This is a genomic window from Stenotrophomonas panacihumi (assembly GCF_001431645.1).
GTDB lineage: Bacteria > Pseudomonadota > Gammaproteobacteria > Xanthomonadales > Xanthomonadaceae > Stenotrophomonas_A > Stenotrophomonas_A panacihumi.
This window is the reverse complement of record NZ_LLXU01000074.1, coordinates 52,474-67,631: the sequence shown is the minus strand read 5'-3', so window position 1 is coordinate 67,631 and position 15,158 is coordinate 52,474. Positions and strand designations below refer to the sequence as shown.

At 67.7% G+C, this 15,158-nt stretch carries 15 protein-coding genes; 11 read left to right on the top strand and 4 right to left on the bottom strand.

Going from position 1 to position 15,158, the window contains the following annotated elements; all coding sequences use genetic code 11:
* Positions 1-32 precede the first annotated feature (32 nt).
* Positions 33-710, top strand: a complete 678-nt coding sequence (bioD, locus tag ARC20_RS08390; RefSeq protein ID WP_057646329.1) for a dethiobiotin synthase — start codon at positions 33-35, stop codon at positions 708-710.
* Positions 711-804: 94 nt separating this feature from the next.
* Here bioD and ARC20_RS08385 read toward each other — a convergent pair whose 3' ends face one another.
* Complete coding sequence (locus ARC20_RS08385; protein WP_057646328.1) at positions 805-1,194, bottom strand: phasin family protein; 390 nt, start codon at positions 1,192-1,194, stop codon at positions 805-807.
* Positions 1,195-1,333: 139 nt separating this feature from the next.
* Complete coding sequence (gene queD, locus ARC20_RS08380; protein ID WP_057646327.1) at positions 1,334-1,690, bottom strand: 6-carboxytetrahydropterin synthase QueD; 357 nt, start codon at positions 1,688-1,690, stop codon at positions 1,334-1,336.
* A gap of 142 nt (positions 1,691-1,832) precedes the next feature.
* Here queD and ARC20_RS08375 point away from each other — a divergent pair, with 142 nt between their 5' ends.
* The 3 genes from ARC20_RS08375 (at position 1,833) to ARC20_RS08365 (ending at position 5,734) form a co-directional block, all read left to right on the top strand.
* Positions 1,833-2,627 (top strand): DUF4198 domain-containing protein, encoded by a 795-nt coding sequence (locus ARC20_RS08375; RefSeq protein WP_057646326.1) that lies wholly within the window; start codon positions 1,833-1,835, stop codon positions 2,625-2,627.
* 26 nt (positions 2,628-2,653) lie between these two features.
* Entirely contained in the window at positions 2,654-3,181 is a 528-nt protein-coding gene (locus ARC20_RS08370; RefSeq protein WP_057646325.1) for an EF-hand domain-containing protein, read from the top strand.
* A 180-nt stretch (positions 3,182-3,361) separates the two neighbouring features.
* Entirely contained in the window at positions 3,362-5,734 is a 2,373-nt protein-coding gene (locus ARC20_RS08365) for a TonB-dependent hemoglobin/transferrin/lactoferrin family receptor (protein WP_057646324.1), read from the top strand.
* Positions 5,735-5,821: 87 nt separating this feature from the next.
* On the opposite strand, the gene ARC20_RS08360 is transcribed toward ARC20_RS08365, so the two are convergent.
* Positions 5,822-7,201 (bottom strand): DEAD/DEAH box helicase, encoded by a 1,380-nt coding sequence (locus ARC20_RS08360; protein ID WP_057646323.1) that lies wholly within the window; start codon positions 7,199-7,201, stop codon positions 5,822-5,824.
* 366 nt (positions 7,202-7,567) lie between these two features.
* Between ARC20_RS08360 and ARC20_RS08355 the strand changes: the two genes are divergently transcribed.
* Positions 7,568-8,557, top strand: coding sequence for a fumarylacetoacetate hydrolase family protein (locus ARC20_RS08355; RefSeq protein ID WP_057646322.1), 990 nt, complete (start codon positions 7,568-7,570; stop codon positions 8,555-8,557).
* Positions 8,558-8,574: 17 nt separating this feature from the next.
* Entirely contained in the window at positions 8,575-9,231 is a 657-nt protein-coding gene (gene maiA / locus ARC20_RS08350) for a maleylacetoacetate isomerase (protein WP_057646321.1), read from the top strand.
* Positions 9,232-9,268: 37 nt separating this feature from the next.
* Here the strand turns inward: maiA and ARC20_RS08345 are convergent, their stop codons facing one another.
* Complete coding sequence (locus tag ARC20_RS08345; protein ID WP_057646320.1) at positions 9,269-10,402, bottom strand: PilT/PilU family type 4a pilus ATPase; 1,134 nt, start codon at positions 10,400-10,402, stop codon at positions 9,269-9,271.
* 98 nt (positions 10,403-10,500) lie between these two features.
* Here ARC20_RS08345 and ARC20_RS08340 point away from each other — a divergent pair, with 98 nt between their 5' ends.
* From ARC20_RS08340 to ARC20_RS08320, 5 genes are all read left to right on the top strand, one after another.
* Positions 10,501-10,881, top strand: coding sequence for a DUF4398 domain-containing protein (locus ARC20_RS08340; RefSeq protein ID WP_057646319.1), 381 nt, complete (start codon positions 10,501-10,503; stop codon positions 10,879-10,881).
* The gene (locus ARC20_RS08335) at positions 10,881-11,768 is read left to right on the top strand and encodes a coiled-coil domain-containing protein (RefSeq protein ID WP_057646318.1); all 888 of its coding nucleotides are present in this window, start codon (positions 10,881-10,883) and stop codon (positions 11,766-11,768) included. The genes ARC20_RS08340 and ARC20_RS08335 overlap by 1 nt, the downstream gene beginning before the upstream one ends.
* A gap of 335 nt (positions 11,769-12,103) precedes the next feature.
* Positions 12,104-12,322 (top strand): HP1242/YdcH family protein, encoded by a 219-nt coding sequence (locus tag ARC20_RS08330; protein WP_057646317.1) that lies wholly within the window; start codon positions 12,104-12,106, stop codon positions 12,320-12,322.
* A gap of 184 nt (positions 12,323-12,506) precedes the next feature.
* The gene (locus tag ARC20_RS08325; protein WP_057646316.1) at positions 12,507-13,877 is read left to right on the top strand and encodes a pyridoxal-phosphate dependent enzyme; all 1,371 of its coding nucleotides are present in this window, start codon (positions 12,507-12,509) and stop codon (positions 13,875-13,877) included.
* Positions 13,878-13,959: 82 nt separating this feature from the next.
* Entirely contained in the window at positions 13,960-15,144 is a 1,185-nt protein-coding gene (locus ARC20_RS08320) for a cystathionine gamma-synthase (protein ID WP_057646315.1), read from the top strand.
* Positions 15,145-15,158 lie beyond the last annotated feature (14 nt).

Here is a 15,158-nt window from a genome sequence, read left to right as displayed (position 1 = left end):
TATCCTGCCCGCCCCCGAGCCGGACCCCGCGCATGTTTCCCTTTCCCGCCTTCTTCGTTACCGGCACCGATACCGGCATCGGCAAGACCGTCACCAGCAGCAGCCTGTTGCATGCATTGCGGGGCAAGGGGCTGCGTGCGGTCGGCATGAAGCCGCTGGCCAGTGGCTGCGAGGCGACGCCTGAGGGCCTGCGCAACGAGGACGCGCTGGCGCTGCAGGCGGCCAGCCAGCCGCGTCCCGATTACGCGCTGGTCAACCCGTATGCGCTGCCCGAGCCGCTGGCGCCGGAAATCGCGGCTGCCGAGGCCGGCGTCACCATCGAACTGCCGCCGCTGCGCGCCGCGTTCGACCAGCTGCGTGCGATGGCCGACGTGGTAGTGGTCGAGGGCGTCGGAGGATGGGCAGCGCCGCTGAGCGCCACGCTCGACCAGGCCGACCTGGCGCGCGCGTTGGACCTGCCGGTGGTGCTGGTCGTGGGCATGCGGCTGGGTTGCCTCAACCATGCGCGCCTGAGCGCGGCGGCGATCGCGGCCGACGGCCTGCAATGCGTGGGCTGGGTGGCGAACGAGGTCGACCCGGAGATGGCGCGGCGCGACGAGAACTTCGCCCTGCTCAACGCACGCCTGCCGATGCCGTGCTGGGGCCGCATCCCGTACCGGCCGGACGCCGACCCGGCGGCGCTGTCGGCGCATCTGCGCCTGCCGGGCTGAGCGGACGCCGGAAAAGAAAAAGGCCCGACAGAGGGAGGGATCTGTCGGGCCTGTTTGCGTGGGGGGAGGGACCCACGCAAATACAGAAAAACTTTTACTTGCGACGAGCAGTGCGCGTTGGCGCCACGTTCGCCTGGAACTGTTCGTTGGCCGTCTCGAACTGGCTGCGTGCCAGCTGGCCGATCGCCTCGGAGGCCTTCAGGCTCAGGCCGACCGCTTCCTGGTTCGCCGTAGCCAGGCGCTCCAGGTTGTCGCGGGCGATCTGCAGGCCCTTGGGCCACAGCGACTGGACCGTGCCCAGGTCGTTCACGTCGGCGAACTGGCCGAGGAAATCGGCCGTCGCGTTGACGTTCTTTTCCAGCGTCTTCAACTGCAGTCCGAACACGCTTTCGGCGTTTTCGAGGGCCAACCGGTTGGCGCGCGATGCCGCGGCGGCGAACTGGTGGGTGTACTGGCTGAAGCTGCTATCGAACTGGGCGGACATCGCGGATTCCAGTGGAGCTGCGCTACCGTGTTGCGATGCAGCATAACGCGTTTCTGCTGCGATGCAACAACTTTTTTCGGGGCAAAGAAAAGGCCCCGGCGGGGCCTTTCGAATCAATGGCTTGCCGACCGTCAGGAGCTCATTGGCCCCGGTAGCGGCAGCCCGAGGTGCAGGTTTCGTGGATCACCACCTCGCGCAGGGCGGGCAGGGTCGGCTTGAGCTGTTCCCAGATCCACATCGCCAGGCGTTCGCTGGTCGGGTTCTCCAGCCCCTCGATGTCGTTGAGGTAGTGGTGGTCCAGGCGATCGTAGATCGGCTGGAAGGCGGCTTTGACGTCGCCGAAGTCCATGATCCAGCCGGTGTCCGCGCCCGGCTCGCCTCCGACATGCAACTCGATGCGGAACGAATGGCCATGCAGCCGAGCGCATTTGTGGCCCGGCGGGACGTTCGGCAGGCGGTGCGCCGCCTCGACCATGAAGACTTTGAAGATTTCCATCCGCGCATTGTGGACGCGCGCGGGCGGCGCGTCATCGTCCGGCCCTCTTGATGAGAATCCCTCGCATTCATACAATGCGCGGGTCAGCCAGCGGGAAGCGTCATCCAGCCAGCGATCCACATCACCCTCAGGGGATCGCTCGATGAAACGCATGCTGCTTGCCGCGGCGCTGGCCGCCCTGGCAGGGCCGGTCGCGGCCCATACGCCTTATTTCGCTCCCGCCACCTTCCAGGTGCAGCCGGGCGGCACCGTCACCCTCGACGCCTCCTTCTCCGAAGCCTTCTTCGTGCCGGAAGCCGCGTTCGACGACAGCCATTTCAGCATCCTTGGCCCCGACGGCCGCGAAACGACGCCCGGACGCGTGGTGCCGCTGCGTACCCGCGTGGTGGTCGAGCATGCGCTGCCGAAGGATGCCAAGGGCACCTACCGCTTCAGCACCGGCGAACGCCTCGGCGCGGTGTTCCGCACGTGGGAAATCAATGGCCGCAAGGTGTCCTCGCGTGATGCGAAGGAAGCGGTGCCGGCCGGCGCGAAAGTGATCTCCAACTTCCAGTCGCGCATCCGCGCCGAGACCTACCTGACGGTGGGCGCGCCGGACCGCGGTGCGCTGCGTCCCTACGGGCAGGGCCTGGAACTGGTGCCGGTCACCCATCCGGATGACCTGTATTCCAACGAGCCGGTCGAATTCGAACTGCGCTTCGACGGCAAGCCGCTGGCCGATACGCCGGTGCAGATCAGCGAGGCGGTGTGGTCCTCGGACCGCAAGGCGCGCGAAGTCGAGCTGCGCAGCGATGCGAAGGGTCATGTGCGCTGGGAACAGCCCGCCAGCGGTACGTGGCTGGCGCTCGCCCGCCATCGCAGCCCCGCGCCTGCCGGCGCCGCGGCGCCGGAATACAGCAACAGCTACAGCCTGGTCTTCCACGTGCTCAATCCCTGAGCCGATACAACCTCCCGGAGATTTCCATGAAGATGCATTCCCTCGCCATCGCCTGCAGCCTGCTGCTGGCGCCGGCCCTGGCGCTGGCCGCCACCGAAACCGTGGACCAGAAGGTCCAGGACAAGGTCGGTGGCCACGGTGAAGACCCCACCGCGTTCATCGCCGAGCATGACCTCAACGGCGACGGCCAGGTCGACGCGGCCGAGTTCGAGAAGTTCCGCCGCGCGCGCTTCGCCGAGACCGACACCAACGGCGATGGCGTGTTGAGCCGCGACGAGTACGTCGGCGAGTTCGAGCGCCGCCTGAAGCATGTCGAAGGCCAGACCAACGAGCGCCAGATGAAGCAGGCCGACGTTCGCTTCAACGTCCTGGACAAGGACAAGGACGGCAAGATGACCTGGGACGAGTACGCCGCTTCCGGCGACCGCCTGTTCAAGCGCGCCGACCGCAACGGCGATGGCGTGGTGGACGCGCGCGACAACCAGGCTGCCGACCCGGAAGCCGAGCAGGCCGCCAAGCCCGCCACCAAGCCGGCGTCGAAGCCCGCCAAGTAAGACCTTCCTCGCGGACGCGGGGAGCGTCCAGCCAGGTGCGCCGCGCATGACGCGGCATCCGTGCCGGCCATGTGCCGGCACGTTCTCCATTCGAGCAACGCGTCCTGACCGGGACTACGCAGCCATCCCCGCCGCACGCCGTGCGGCGTTCGTACCCATTTCCCACTGCGGAGTTCCGTCATGAACCACACCCGATGCCAGCTCGCGCTGGCCATTGCCCTTTGCCTGCCGATCGGCGCCGCGCTCGCGGCCGATGCCGCCGACGCGGCCGCGCCAGGCGCCACGCTCGACCCGGTCGAAGTGCGCGAGACGCGCGCCAAGTCCGACAACCAGAATGTCACCACGCTCTCTTCCAAGGACCTGCGCGCACAGGGCGCGCAGGGCATGGAGGACGTCATCCGCTACGTGCCGGGCGTCGAGATGGTCGACCTCGGCCGCGCCGGCTTCAACGGCTTCAACATCCGCGGCCTGGAAGCCGATCGTGTCGCCATGACGCTGGATGGCCTGAGCTTCCCGCAGAGCCTGGACCCGGGCACCTACCAGCCGTACGAGTTCTTCCGTTCGGGCCGCGGCAGCGTGGACCTGGAGTCGGTGAAGGCGGTGGAGATCATCAAGGGCGCCGACGCGATCACCGCCGGCAGCGGCGCGCTCAGCGGCGCGGTGATGTTCACCACCAAGGACCCGGCCGATTTCCTCAAGGCCAGCGGCAACGACAGCTACGGCTCGATCAAGTACGGCTACACCGGCTCGAACGACGAGAACATGGGCTCGCTGACGTTCGCCAACCGCACCGGCCAGTTCGAGTCGCTGCTGGTCTACACCAAGCGCGACGGCCACGAGACCGAGTCCTGGTACGACACCACCATCGCCCAGTACGGCCCCGATCGCCGCACGCCGGACCCGATCGACCGCGAGAGCGACAACGTCCTGGCCAAGGTCAACTTCCTCGCCACCGACACCCAGACCCTGGGCGTGGTGTACGAACGCGCGCGCGGCACCAACGATGTCGACAACTGGTCGCGCAGCGATGGCGTCGGCTCCTACTACCGCCGCACCGCCGAAGACCGCAACGACCGCGACCGCTACGGCCTGAAGTACACCTGGCAGGCCAACACCCCGCTGTTCGACAGCCTGGAGGCCACGGCCGACCACCAGAAGAGCTACATCCAGGGCCAGACCAACATCGATGTCGCCAGTGGCACCACCGGCGGCACGCGCTGCTCGGCCACCGCGCTGTGCGCGCGCCAGGAAAACCGCTGGGATACGCAGAAGCTCGACCGCGCCGCGCTCGACTTCACCAAAAGCTTCGAAGCCGGCGGCGTGCATCACGACATGGTCTACGGCGCCGCGTGGCAGGAAGGCAAGATCCACTGGAACTCGGTCGACTCGCGCTGGGACAACGCCGGCAACCTGGTGAGCCAGGACACCGATCCCTCGCTGTGGCCCGATACCAAGGAGACCGACTGGACCGTCTACCTGCGCGACAAGGTCCGCCTGCTCGACGACCGCCTGAGCTTCACCGGCGGCGTGCGCTATGACAGCTACAAGTACGTGCCGCAGACGCGCGCCACCTCGGGCGGCGACTCCGGCTACGAGGACGGCGGCGGCAGCGTCGGCACGTCCAAGTTCTCCTCGCCGACCTGGAACCTGGGCAGCGAGTTCAAGTTCACCGACACCCAGTCGATCTGGGCGCAGGCCGGCCGCGGCTTCCGCGCGCCGAGCGTGAACGACATGTACGGCACGTCCTCGACCACGGAAGTCACCCGCGTCTCAGACGGCGCCACCGTGACCGTGCCCGATGGCAAGAGCAACCCGGACCTGGAAGCCGAGCGCAGCCTCAACCTGGAAATGGGCTGGCGCTACCAGAGCGAGCGCCTGCGCCTGGGCGTGTCGGTGTTCCGCGACAAGTACAGCAACTTCATCGACACCGCGACCTACACCGCCGATGAAGACGTGCAGTACAGCACCACGGTGCGCGGCGTCACCACCATCACCAATGGCTACAGCTACACCATGCCGATCAACCGCGGCGAGGTGGTGGTGAAAGGCGTGGAGGCCGAAGGCCTGTGGCTGATGGCGGACGACTGGATGGCCCGCCTGGCGTACTCGTACAACGAGGGCAAGGACAACGACGGCGAGCCGCTGGGCAGCATCAGCCCGGCCAAGACCGTGGTGGGCGTGAGCTACAACGCGCCGTCGCGGCGCTGGAGCGTCACCGCCAATGTCACGCACCAGGATCGCAAGGACCCGGACGACTACGGCACCAGCGTGACCAACTCCAGCTATGGCGAGGAGGTCGTGCCGATGTATGCCTACAAGGCGCGTGAGTACACCCTGCTGGACGTGTTCGGCAGCTACGACATCACCTCGCGCCTGCACCTGACGGCCGGCGTCTACAACGTGTTCAACAAGGAGTACTACCTGTGGAACCGCGTGCGGACCGCGGGCTCGGGTACGGCGGTGTTCGCCGGCAACACCAGCCCGGAGGGCATCGGCCGCTGGTCGCAGCCGGGGCGCAACGTGCGCTTCACGCTGAGCTTCGATTTCCTCTGAAGCAGGTGCCAGGCCGCAAGGCCTGAAACGACGACGGCGCGCGGAAGGATCCGCGCGCCGTCTTTTTTTTCATCTACCGCCGCTGGTTCAGCGCGGGCCGCTGCCCGGGCCGCGCCCGCCGCCACCGCCGTTGCCACCACCACCGCCACGACGGCGACGGCCCTGCGGCTTGGCGCCGCCCGGCTGCTTGGCGCCGGCATGGGCATGCGTTTGCGGACGGCCGCCATCGGCATGCGGGCGACGCGCGCCCTGGTGCTTGCGCGGCGGACGCTGGCCGGCCGGCTGCTCGGCCTTGCCCGGGGCGCTGTTGCCCCAGCGGATCGGCACCTGCGGCTCGAAGCCCGGCAGGTCGCGGATATCCATGTCGCGGTTGAGCAGGCGCACGATCTGGCGCAGGTACTTGGCATCTTCCTGCGCGACCAGCGAGATCGCCTCGCCGCTGGCGCCGTTGCGGCCTGTACGGCCGATGCGGTGCACGTAGTCCTCGGCGACCATCGGCAGGTCGTAGTTGATGACGCGCGGCAGCTGGTCGATGTCGATGCCGCGCGCGGCGATGTCGGTGGCCACCAGCACGGTGACACGGCCTGCCTTGAAGTCGCCCAGCGCGCGCAGGCGCTGGCCCTGGCTCTTGTTGCCGTGGATCGCCGCGGTCTTGATGCCGGACTTCTCCAGGAACGTGGCCAGCTTGTCGCTGCCGTGCTTGGTCTTGGCGAACACCAGCGTCTGCACGCGGCTGTCCTTGGCGATCAGGTCCAGCAGCAGCTCGCGCTTGCGCGCGGTGTCGACCGGGTGCACGCGGTGGGCGATGGTGTCGGCCACGGTGTTCTGCGGGGTGACCATGACCTCACGCGGGTGGCGCATGAACTCCATCGCCAGCTGCTTGATCGACTCCGGGAAGGTGGCCGAGAACAGCAGGGTCTGGCGGTTCTGGCGCGGCAGCTTGGCCAGGATGCGCTTGATCGAGGGCAGGAAGCCCATGTCGAGCATGCGGTCGGCTTCGTCGAGCACCAGCACCTCGATGCCGGACAGGTCGACGCTGCGACGCTCCAGGTGGTCGATCAGGCGGCCCGGGCAGGCGACCAGTAGGTCCACGCCACGGCGCAGGGCGTCGAACTGGTTGCCCATGCCCACGCCACCGTAGATGACGGTGCTGGGGATGCGCTGGTACTTGCCGTAGCCACGCAGGCTGTCATGCACCTGGGTGGCCAGCTCGCGGGTCGGGGTGAGGATCAGCGCGCGCGGCTTGCGCGGGCCGTTGACGGTCTGCGGGGTGGTGGCCAGGTACTGCAGCACCGGCAGGCCGAACGCGGCGGTCTTGCCGGTGCCGGTCTGCGCGCCGGCCAGCAGGTCGTGGCCTTCGAGCACTTGCGGAATGGCTTCGCGCTGGATCGCGGTCGGGGTTTCGTAACCCTCTTCGGCGAGCGCACGCAGCAGGAAGGGCGCAAGGCCCAGGGATTCAAACGACATGGGTTTTCTCCGGAAATACCCGCCCACGCGACCAGTTGGCCGGCAAGGGCTGGGGGGCGACTCGGAGCGTTCCCGTGTAACCGCGCTGCGAGAAGAGGGGACGACCAGGCGCAGGTTGCGCATGACCGGTATGCAAGTCGAACGGCGTCGGATGGGGCGGGCGGACCGGGCGAACCCGATGGCGCCGGCGATCCCTGAGGGAAACGGACGGCCGCTGGCAGACCTGTTCAGTTTACGCGAAATGTGGCCGCCGTCCCAGCGGAGGCGCGTGAGTCCGTTCAGGGAGCCCGTACCGCCTTCCGTTGCAGATGTAACCAATGGCTCGGCGGCCTACAATCGGCCTCCCAGCCAGTGATCGGATCCACCATGAAGCTAGGTTCCCTGAAGGAAGGCGGCCGCGACGGCACGCTCATCGTCGTCTCCCGCGACCTGCAGCGGGGCGTGCGCGCCACCGGCATCGCGCCGACCCTGCAGCGCGCGCTGGAGGACTGGAGCCATGTCGCGCCGCGCCTGAACGCCCTGTACGAGTCGCTGGAGGACGGCAGTGCGGATGGCCAGTTCGACCTGGACATGGCTGCCCTGGCCGCGCCGCTCCCGCGCGCCTATGAATTCGTGGATGGCAGCGCCTACCTGCCGCACGTCGAGCGCGTGCGCCGCGCGCGCAACGCCGAGGTGCCGGAAAGCTTCTATACCGATCCGCTGATGTACCAGGCCGCCAGCGCCGGCTTCTACGGCCCGCGCGATGCGGTGAAGGTGGCCAGCGAGGACTACGGCATCGACCTGGAGGCCGAGCTGGTGGTGATCACCGACGACGTGCCGATGGGAGCCGATGCGGCGCAGGCGGCCGAGCACATCCAGCTGATCGGCCTGGTCAACGACGTCTCGCTGCGCAACCTCATCCCGAACGAACTGGCCAAGGGTTTCGGCTTCCTGCAGTCCAAGCCGCGCTCGGCGCTCTCGCCGGTGTTCGTTACCCCGGACGAGCTGGGCGATGCGTGGCAGGGCAGCAAGGTGCACCTGCCGCTGGTCACCCACATCAACGGCGAATGGTTCGGCGCGCCGGAAGCGGGCGAGGACATGCAGTTCGATTTCGCGCAGCTCGTGGCGCACGCCGCCAAGACGCGCCCGCTGGGCGCGGCGACCATCGTCGGCTCGGGCACCATCGCCAACCAGGACACCTCGCGCGGCGCGTCGTGCTTCGCCGAGCAGCGCGTGGTGGAGACGTTGCGCGATGGCAAGCCGAGCACGCCGTTCATGCACTTCGGCGACGTGGTGCGGATCGAGATGTTCGACCGCGCGGGCCACAGCATCTTCGGCGCGATCGAGCAGCGCATCGAAGCGCAGGCCAAGCCCTGAGCCACCGGGAGGACGCCATGGGCGAGGCCTTGCAGCTGTATACCTATTGGCGCTCGAGTGCCGCGTACCGGGTGCGCATCGGGCTCAACCTGAAGGGGCTGGCGCACGACCTGGTGCCGGTGCACCTGGTGCGTGACGGTGGGCAGCAGCATGCCGCCGACTACGTCGCGCTCAACCCGCAGCACCTGGTGCCCACGCTGCGGCATGGCGAGCGCGTGCTCACGCAGTCGCTGGCGATCCTGGAGTACCTGGACGAGGTTTTCCCGCAAACCCCGCTGCTGCCGACGTCCGCCGAAGCGCGTGCCCGCGTGCGTGCACTCGCGCAGGTCGTGGCCTGCGACATCCATCCGCTCAACAACCTGCGGGTGATGCAGTACCTGGAGCGGACGGTGGAGGCGGATGCCGCCCGGCGCGAGGAATGGACCCGGCACTGGATGCGGGAGGGCTTCGCCGCGCTGGAAACGATGCTGGCCGGCAGCCCGGACACCGGCCGCTTCTGCCACGGCGACACGCCCGGCCTGGCCGATTGCTGCCTGGTGCCGCAGCTCTACAACGCGCACCGCTTCGGCGTGGACCTCGCGCCGTACCCGACCCTGCAGCGGATCGAGCAGGCCTGCCTGGCGCTGCCGGTGTTCGACCGCGCCCGTCCCGAGCAACAGCCGGACGCGCAATGAAGAACGGCGCCGTTTCCGGCGCCGTCCTGGGGTTCGATCAGCTGAAACCGTGGCTGATCCGCGGCGGCGAGGCCGCCTCGTAATCCGCGTAGGGATCGTGTTCGCCGGAGGCGCCCTCGGACAGGCGGAACTTCAGCGCCAGGCCGTCGCGCGAGTCGGCCGCGCGCAGCGCTTCCTCCTGCTCGATGGTGCCGCCCTTGGCCATGCGGAACAGGCACTGGTCGAAGGTTTCCATGCCTTCCTCCAGCGATTCCTCCATCGCCTGCTTGATCTCGTGCACCTGGCCGCGGCGCAGCAGGTCGCGAATCATCGGCGTGTTGAGCAGCACTTCGGTCGCCGGCAGGCGGCGGCCGTCGGCGCCCTTCACCAGGCGCTGCGAAATCACCGCGCGCAGGTTCAGCGCGAGGTTCATCAGCACGTTCTTGTGCGCGCTTTCCGGGAAGAAGTTCAGGATGCGCTCGATGGTCTGGTCGGCGTTGTTGGAGTGCAGCGTCGCCAGGCACAGGTGGCCGGTTTCGGCGAAGGCGATGGCCGCCTCCATCGTCTCGGCGTCCAGGATCTCGCCGATCAGGATGACGTCCGGCGCCTCTCGCATCGCGTTCTTCAGTGCGTTGTGGAAGGCGTGGGTGTCCAGGCCGACCTCGCGCTGGTTCACGATCGACATCTTGTGCTTGTGCAGGTATTCGATCGGGTCCTCGATGGTGAGGATGTGCCCGGTCGTGGTGCTGTTGCGGTGGTCGATCATCGACGCCAGCGAGGTCGACTTGCCCGAACCGGTCGAGCCGACCACCAGCACCAGGCCGCGCGGCGTCATGATGACGTCCTTCAGCACCTGGGGCAGGTTGAGCTCCTCGATGCTCGGGATCTTGCTGCGGATGGCACGAATGACCATGCCGACCTCGCCGCGCTGCTTGAAGACGTTGACGCGGAAGCGTCCGGCGTCGGGCAGGGCGATGGCCATGTTCAATTCCAGGTCCCGCTCGAACTGCGGCACCTGCCCCTCGTCCATCAACGAATAGGCGATCTTCTTGACCATGCCGGGCGGCAGGCCGGTGTTGCCGAGCGGATAGAGCTTCCCCTCGATCTTGATGTAGACCGGCGCCCCGGTGGTCAGGAACATGTCCGAGGCGTTCTTTTCGGTCATCAGCTTCAGGAAATAGCCGATATCCATGCGCAATGCTTCCCCAACGATCGGCGGCGTCCCGTTGCAAGCGCGCCGCAGGCTTCCGACAATGGCCGTGCTCCAATCCCAAAAGCAACGGCACCCCAATGACGGCTAGCTTCGCACAAATACGTCGATCCCTGTATGTGATCGCCTTTGCACTCGCGCCTCTTTCCCCGGCCATGGCCCAGGTGGCGCCGGAATTGACCGAGGCCGAGCAGGCGGTGCAGCGCGCGACCCAGGCCGATGCGGACCAGTACGCGCCGGACCTGATCAGCCAGGCCCGGCAGGAGCTGATGCAGGCCCAGCAGGCCGCCCTGGACCGCAGCCAGCGCAAGCAGCTGCCGGCCCTGGCCAGGCGTGCCGCAGTCGACGCGGACCTGGCGCGTGCCCGCAGCGAGGAGGCCGTGGCCACCGCGCAGCTGCAGCAGCGCCGGGCCGAGGTTTCCCAGTTGCAGAACACCCTGGGCACCGGGGAGGGCCGTTGATGAAGCTGCGCAACCGAGTCCTTCTCCTCGCCCTGCTGGCCGCGACGGCTGGCACCGCCTTCGCCAAGGAAGACCTGCCGCAGGTCGTGGCGCTGCGCCAGCGCCTGGCGGCCCTGCAGGCCGACCCGCAGTCTTCCGATATCGCCCGCTACGAGCGCCTGCAGGCCGAACAGGCCATCAACGCGGTGGCCGAGGCCAAGCGCAAGGAGCAGGACCAGGCCCTCTACATCGCCGACCGCCGGGTCGAGATCGCCGAGATCAGCGTGCGCACCACGCAGGCCCGTCGCGACCTGGATCGCCTGGACGGTACCCGCAACGAGCTGCTGATCGAGGCCAGCCGCCGCGACGCGGCCCGCGCCCGCCAGGAGGCCGAGCAGCTGCGGGTGCAGGCGCAGATCCAGGCCGAGGAAAGCGATCGCCTGCGCCAGGCCGCCGAACAGGAGACCCTGGCCCGCCAGGATGCCGAGGCCGCCCTGACCAGCGTGGCCGGCAAGCAGACCGCCAAGCTCAACGCCGCCCAGCAGAAGGCCGCCCAGCTGGCCCGCGAGGAAGCCGAGCTGATGTCCGGCACCAAGCTGCCGGCCTCGCGCTTCGAGGGCCGCGGTGAAGTCTTCACGCTGGCCGGGGATGCCTACAGCGGCAAGGCCGATCTCTCCGGCAACGCCCAGGGGCAGGCCAAGGCGCTCGCCGAGTACCTCAACATCGGCAAGAAGGGTCGGGTGACTATCCAGGCGTACGGCGCCGATGCGGCCACCGCCAAGGCCCGCGGCGAAGCCCTTCGCGACGCGCTGGTCGCTGCCGGCGTCAGCGCCAGCCGCTTCCAGGTGAGCACCGGCAAGGGTGCGCCGACCAAGGCCCGCGCGGCCGAGGTCGTCGTCGCGCCGTGACGCGTATCTGATTGTTTATGAACGAAATTCAGGGTCGCCCAGGGCGGCCCTGATTTTTTCCGTAATGAATGCGCCGGGGTGTTCCGAAAGTGTGCTCGCGGCTATTGCCGGGGGCGGGGGACAGGCGTAGGGTCGAATACCCAGGTGGCATGCCGTCGCCTGGATCCGTGGAGGACGATCCGGTGGAACAGCGGCCCGAATCGAGCGTTGGCGTCCCGAAGCCCCAGGGCTCGGCCGTTACCGCCTGTCGCGCCGGCTCGCCTTCCGATTCAGCGCCCCGTGCCGGGTCCGGCCGGGGCGTTCTTGTTTTCCGGAACCACGTAGGAGGCCAAGCCATGTTCGAAGGGCAACCGCAGAGCCAAATCGATGCATTGATGAAGGCGGATCCCGAATTCAAGCAGCTCTACCAGCGACACAAGCTGCTGGACAAGAAATGCATGGATGCCGAACTCGGCGTTTTGCCGATCGACGATATGACCCTCGGCCAGATGAAGCGCGAGAAGCTGCTCGCCAAGGAAAAGCTCACCCGGATCTATGACCGGATGACGCACTGACCCTCTCCCCCAACCGGAACCGCTCACCGTCGCGGGCGGTGGCAGCCCTCCTCGTCGGGCTTGCCACCGTCCGCGTCGCCTTTTCTGGCTTCGCGCGGTTCATTATGAACATGCCGCCGAGCATTTCCGTGGTCTTCCGTCGATAATGCGGGGTCAGCCCTTTGGGCATCACCACGAAGAAGCGATGGCCATCCACACCTCGGTACTGGAACTGATCGGCGAGACCCCGATCGTCAAGGCGCAGCGCCTGGACACCGGCGTCTGCGAGCTCTACCTCAAGCTGGAGAGCGCCAACCCGGGTGGGTCGATCAAGGACCGCATCGGGCTGTCGATGATCGAAGCGGCCGAGAAGCGCGGTGACCTCAAGCCCGGCGCCACGCTGGTAGAGGGCACCGCCGGCAACACCGGCCTGGGCCTGGCGCTGGTCGCCCAGCAGAAGGGCTACCGGCTGATCCTGGTGGTGCCGGACAAGATGAGCCGGGAAAAGATCTTCAACCTCAAGGCCATGGGCGCCGAAGTGGTGCTGACCCGCTCGGACGTGGCCAAGGGCCATCCGGAGTACTACCAGGACCTGGCCGCGAAAATCGCCGCCGACACCCCGGGGGCCTACTTCATCAACCAGTTCGGCAACCCGGACAACCCGGCCGCGCATGAGTTCGGCACCGGCCCGGAGATCCTGCGGCAGATGGACGGCCAGCTCGACGCGGTGGTCTTCGGCTGCGGCAGCTCGGGCACGATGACCGGCCTGTCGCGCGCGTTCGCCAAGCATTCTCCGCAGACCGAGCTCGTGCTGGCCGACCCGGTCGGCTCGATCCTGGCCGAATACATCAACGATGGCCGACTCAACGACAAGTCCGGCAGCTGGCTGGTGGAAGGCATCGGCGAGGACTTCCTGCCGTCGATCTCGGATTTCAGCCGGGTCAAGAAGGCCTACGCCATCACCGACGCGGAGAGCTTCCATACCGCGCGCGAACTGCTGGCCAAGGAGGGCGTGCTGGGCGGTTCGTCGACCGGCACCCTGCTGGCCGCGGCGCTGAAGTACTGCCGCGAGCAGGCCACGCCGAAGAAGGTGCTGGTGCTCGTGCCGGATACCGGCAACAAGTACCTCTCCAAGATGTACAACGACTACTGGATGCTGGACAACGGCTTCCTGGAGCGCCCGCAGTACGGCGACCTGCGCGACCTGATCCTGCGCCCGTACAGCCAGCGCGACACCGTGGTGGTGGGCCCGCGCGACCTGCTCACCACCGCCTACCAGCGGATGAAGCTGTACGACGTCTCGCAGCTGCCGGTGATCGACGAGGGCGAGCTGGTCGGCATCGTTGACGAGAGCGACGTGCTGCTGCACGTCTACGGCGACGAGTCGCGGTTCCGCGACCCGGTGGCCACGGCCATGGTGAGCAAGCTCGACCGGCTGGACGTGAAATCGCCGATCGAGGCCCTGCTGCCGGTGTTCGACCGCGGGCAGGTGGCCATCGTGATGGATGGCAAGCAGTTCCTGGGGCTGATCACCCGGATCGACCTGCTGAACTACCTGCGGCGGCGGGTGCAGTAGTGTGATGTTCATCACGCGAATAGCGTGAAAATTTCGTTTCATAACCGCTTGCTAGAATCCCGCACCTTTTACGGAAGTGCCCATGTCGGACCGTCATTCCCGCCATCCTGACGGCCAGCGCGAACTCGCGTTGGCCACCCTGGCCATCCATGGTGGCCAGGCGCCCGACCCGAGCACGGGCGCGGTGATGCCGCCGATCTACGCGACCTCCACCTACGCGCAGTCCAGCCCGGGCGAGCACCAGGGTTTCGAGTACTCGCGCACCCACAACCCGACCCGCTTCGCCTACGAGCGTTGCGTGGCGGCGCTGGAGGGTGGCACCCGCGGTTTCGCGTTTGCCTCGGGCATGGCGGCGACCTCGACGGTGATCGAGCTGCTGGACAGTGGCGACCACGTCGTGGCGATGGATGACCTGTACGGCGGCAGCTACCGGCTGTTCGAGCGCGTGCGCCGTCGCAGCGCCGCGCTGGACTTCAGCTTCGTCGACTTGACCGACCTTGCGGCGTTCGAGGCCGCGATCACGCCGAAGACGAAGATGGTGTGGATCGAAACCCCGACCAACCCGATGCTGAAGATCGTCGACATCGCCGCGGTGGCGGCGGTGGCGCGCAAGCACGGGTTGATCGTGGTGGTGGACAACACGTTCGCCTCGCCGCTGCTGCAGCGCCCGCTGGCGCTGGGCGCGGACATCGTGGTGCATTCGGCCACCAAGTACCTCAATGGCCATTCGGACATGGTGGGTGGCATGGCGGTGGTAGGCGACAACGCCGACCTGGCCGAGCGCATGGCGTTCCTGCAGAACTCCATCGGCGGCGTACAGGGCCCGTTCGACAGTTTCCTCGCGCTGCGCGGGTTGAAGACCCTGCCGCTGCGCATGCGCGCCCATTGCGAGAACGCGATGGCGCTGGCGCAGTGGCTGGAACAGCACCCGGCGGTGGAGAAGGTGATCTACCCGGGGCTGGCCTCGCACCCGCAGCACGCATTGGCGAAGCAGCAGATGAGCGGCTTCGGCGGCATCGTCTCCATCGTCCTGAAGGGTGGCTTCGAGGCCGCCAAGCGGCTGTGCGAGCGCACCGAGCTGTTCACGCTGGCCGAGTCGCTCGGCGGCGTGGAAAGCCTGGTCAACCATCCGGCGGTGATGACGCATGCGTCGATCCCGGTGGAGCGCCGCGCGCAGCTGGGTATCAGCGATGCGCTGGTGCGGTTGAGCGTGGGCGTGGAAGACGTGGCGGATCTGCAAGCGGACCTGGAGGGGGCGTTGTCGTGATGTCCGCGCCGCGC

Excerpts from the sequence above, each read along its gene's own strand:
- bioD (WP_057646329.1), top strand. The coding sequence starts at position 33 with ATGTTTCCCTTTCCCGCCTTCTTCGTTACCGGCACCGATACCGGCATC.
- ARC20_RS08385 (WP_057646328.1), bottom strand. The coding sequence starts at position 1,194 with ATGTCCGCCCAGTTCGATAGCAGCTTCAGCCAGTACACCCACCAGTTC.
- queD (WP_057646327.1), bottom strand. The coding sequence starts at position 1,690 with ATGGAAATCTTCAAAGTCTTCATGGTCGAGGCGGCGCACCGCCTGCCG.
- ARC20_RS08375 (WP_057646326.1), top strand. The coding sequence starts at position 1,833 with ATGAAACGCATGCTGCTTGCCGCGGCGCTGGCCGCCCTGGCAGGGCCG.
- ARC20_RS08370 (WP_057646325.1), top strand. The coding sequence starts at position 2,654 with ATGAAGATGCATTCCCTCGCCATCGCCTGCAGCCTGCTGCTGGCGCCG.
- ARC20_RS08365 (WP_057646324.1), top strand. The coding sequence starts at position 3,362 with ATGAACCACACCCGATGCCAGCTCGCGCTGGCCATTGCCCTTTGCCTG.
- ARC20_RS08360 (WP_057646323.1), bottom strand. The coding sequence starts at position 7,201 with ATGTCGTTTGAATCCCTGGGCCTTGCGCCCTTCCTGCTGCGTGCGCTC.
- ARC20_RS08355 (WP_057646322.1), top strand. The coding sequence starts at position 7,568 with ATGAAGCTAGGTTCCCTGAAGGAAGGCGGCCGCGACGGCACGCTCATC.
- maiA (WP_057646321.1), top strand. The coding sequence starts at position 8,575 with ATGGGCGAGGCCTTGCAGCTGTATACCTATTGGCGCTCGAGTGCCGCG.
- ARC20_RS08345 (WP_057646320.1), bottom strand. The coding sequence starts at position 10,402 with ATGGATATCGGCTATTTCCTGAAGCTGATGACCGAAAAGAACGCCTCG.
- ARC20_RS08340 (WP_057646319.1), top strand. The coding sequence starts at position 10,501 with ATGACGGCTAGCTTCGCACAAATACGTCGATCCCTGTATGTGATCGCC.
- ARC20_RS08335 (WP_057646318.1), top strand. The coding sequence starts at position 10,881 with ATGAAGCTGCGCAACCGAGTCCTTCTCCTCGCCCTGCTGGCCGCGACG.
- ARC20_RS08330 (WP_057646317.1), top strand. The coding sequence starts at position 12,104 with ATGTTCGAAGGGCAACCGCAGAGCCAAATCGATGCATTGATGAAGGCG.
- ARC20_RS08325 (WP_057646316.1), top strand. The coding sequence starts at position 12,507 with ATGGCCATCCACACCTCGGTACTGGAACTGATCGGCGAGACCCCGATC.
- ARC20_RS08320 (WP_057646315.1), top strand. The coding sequence starts at position 13,960 with ATGTCGGACCGTCATTCCCGCCATCCTGACGGCCAGCGCGAACTCGCG.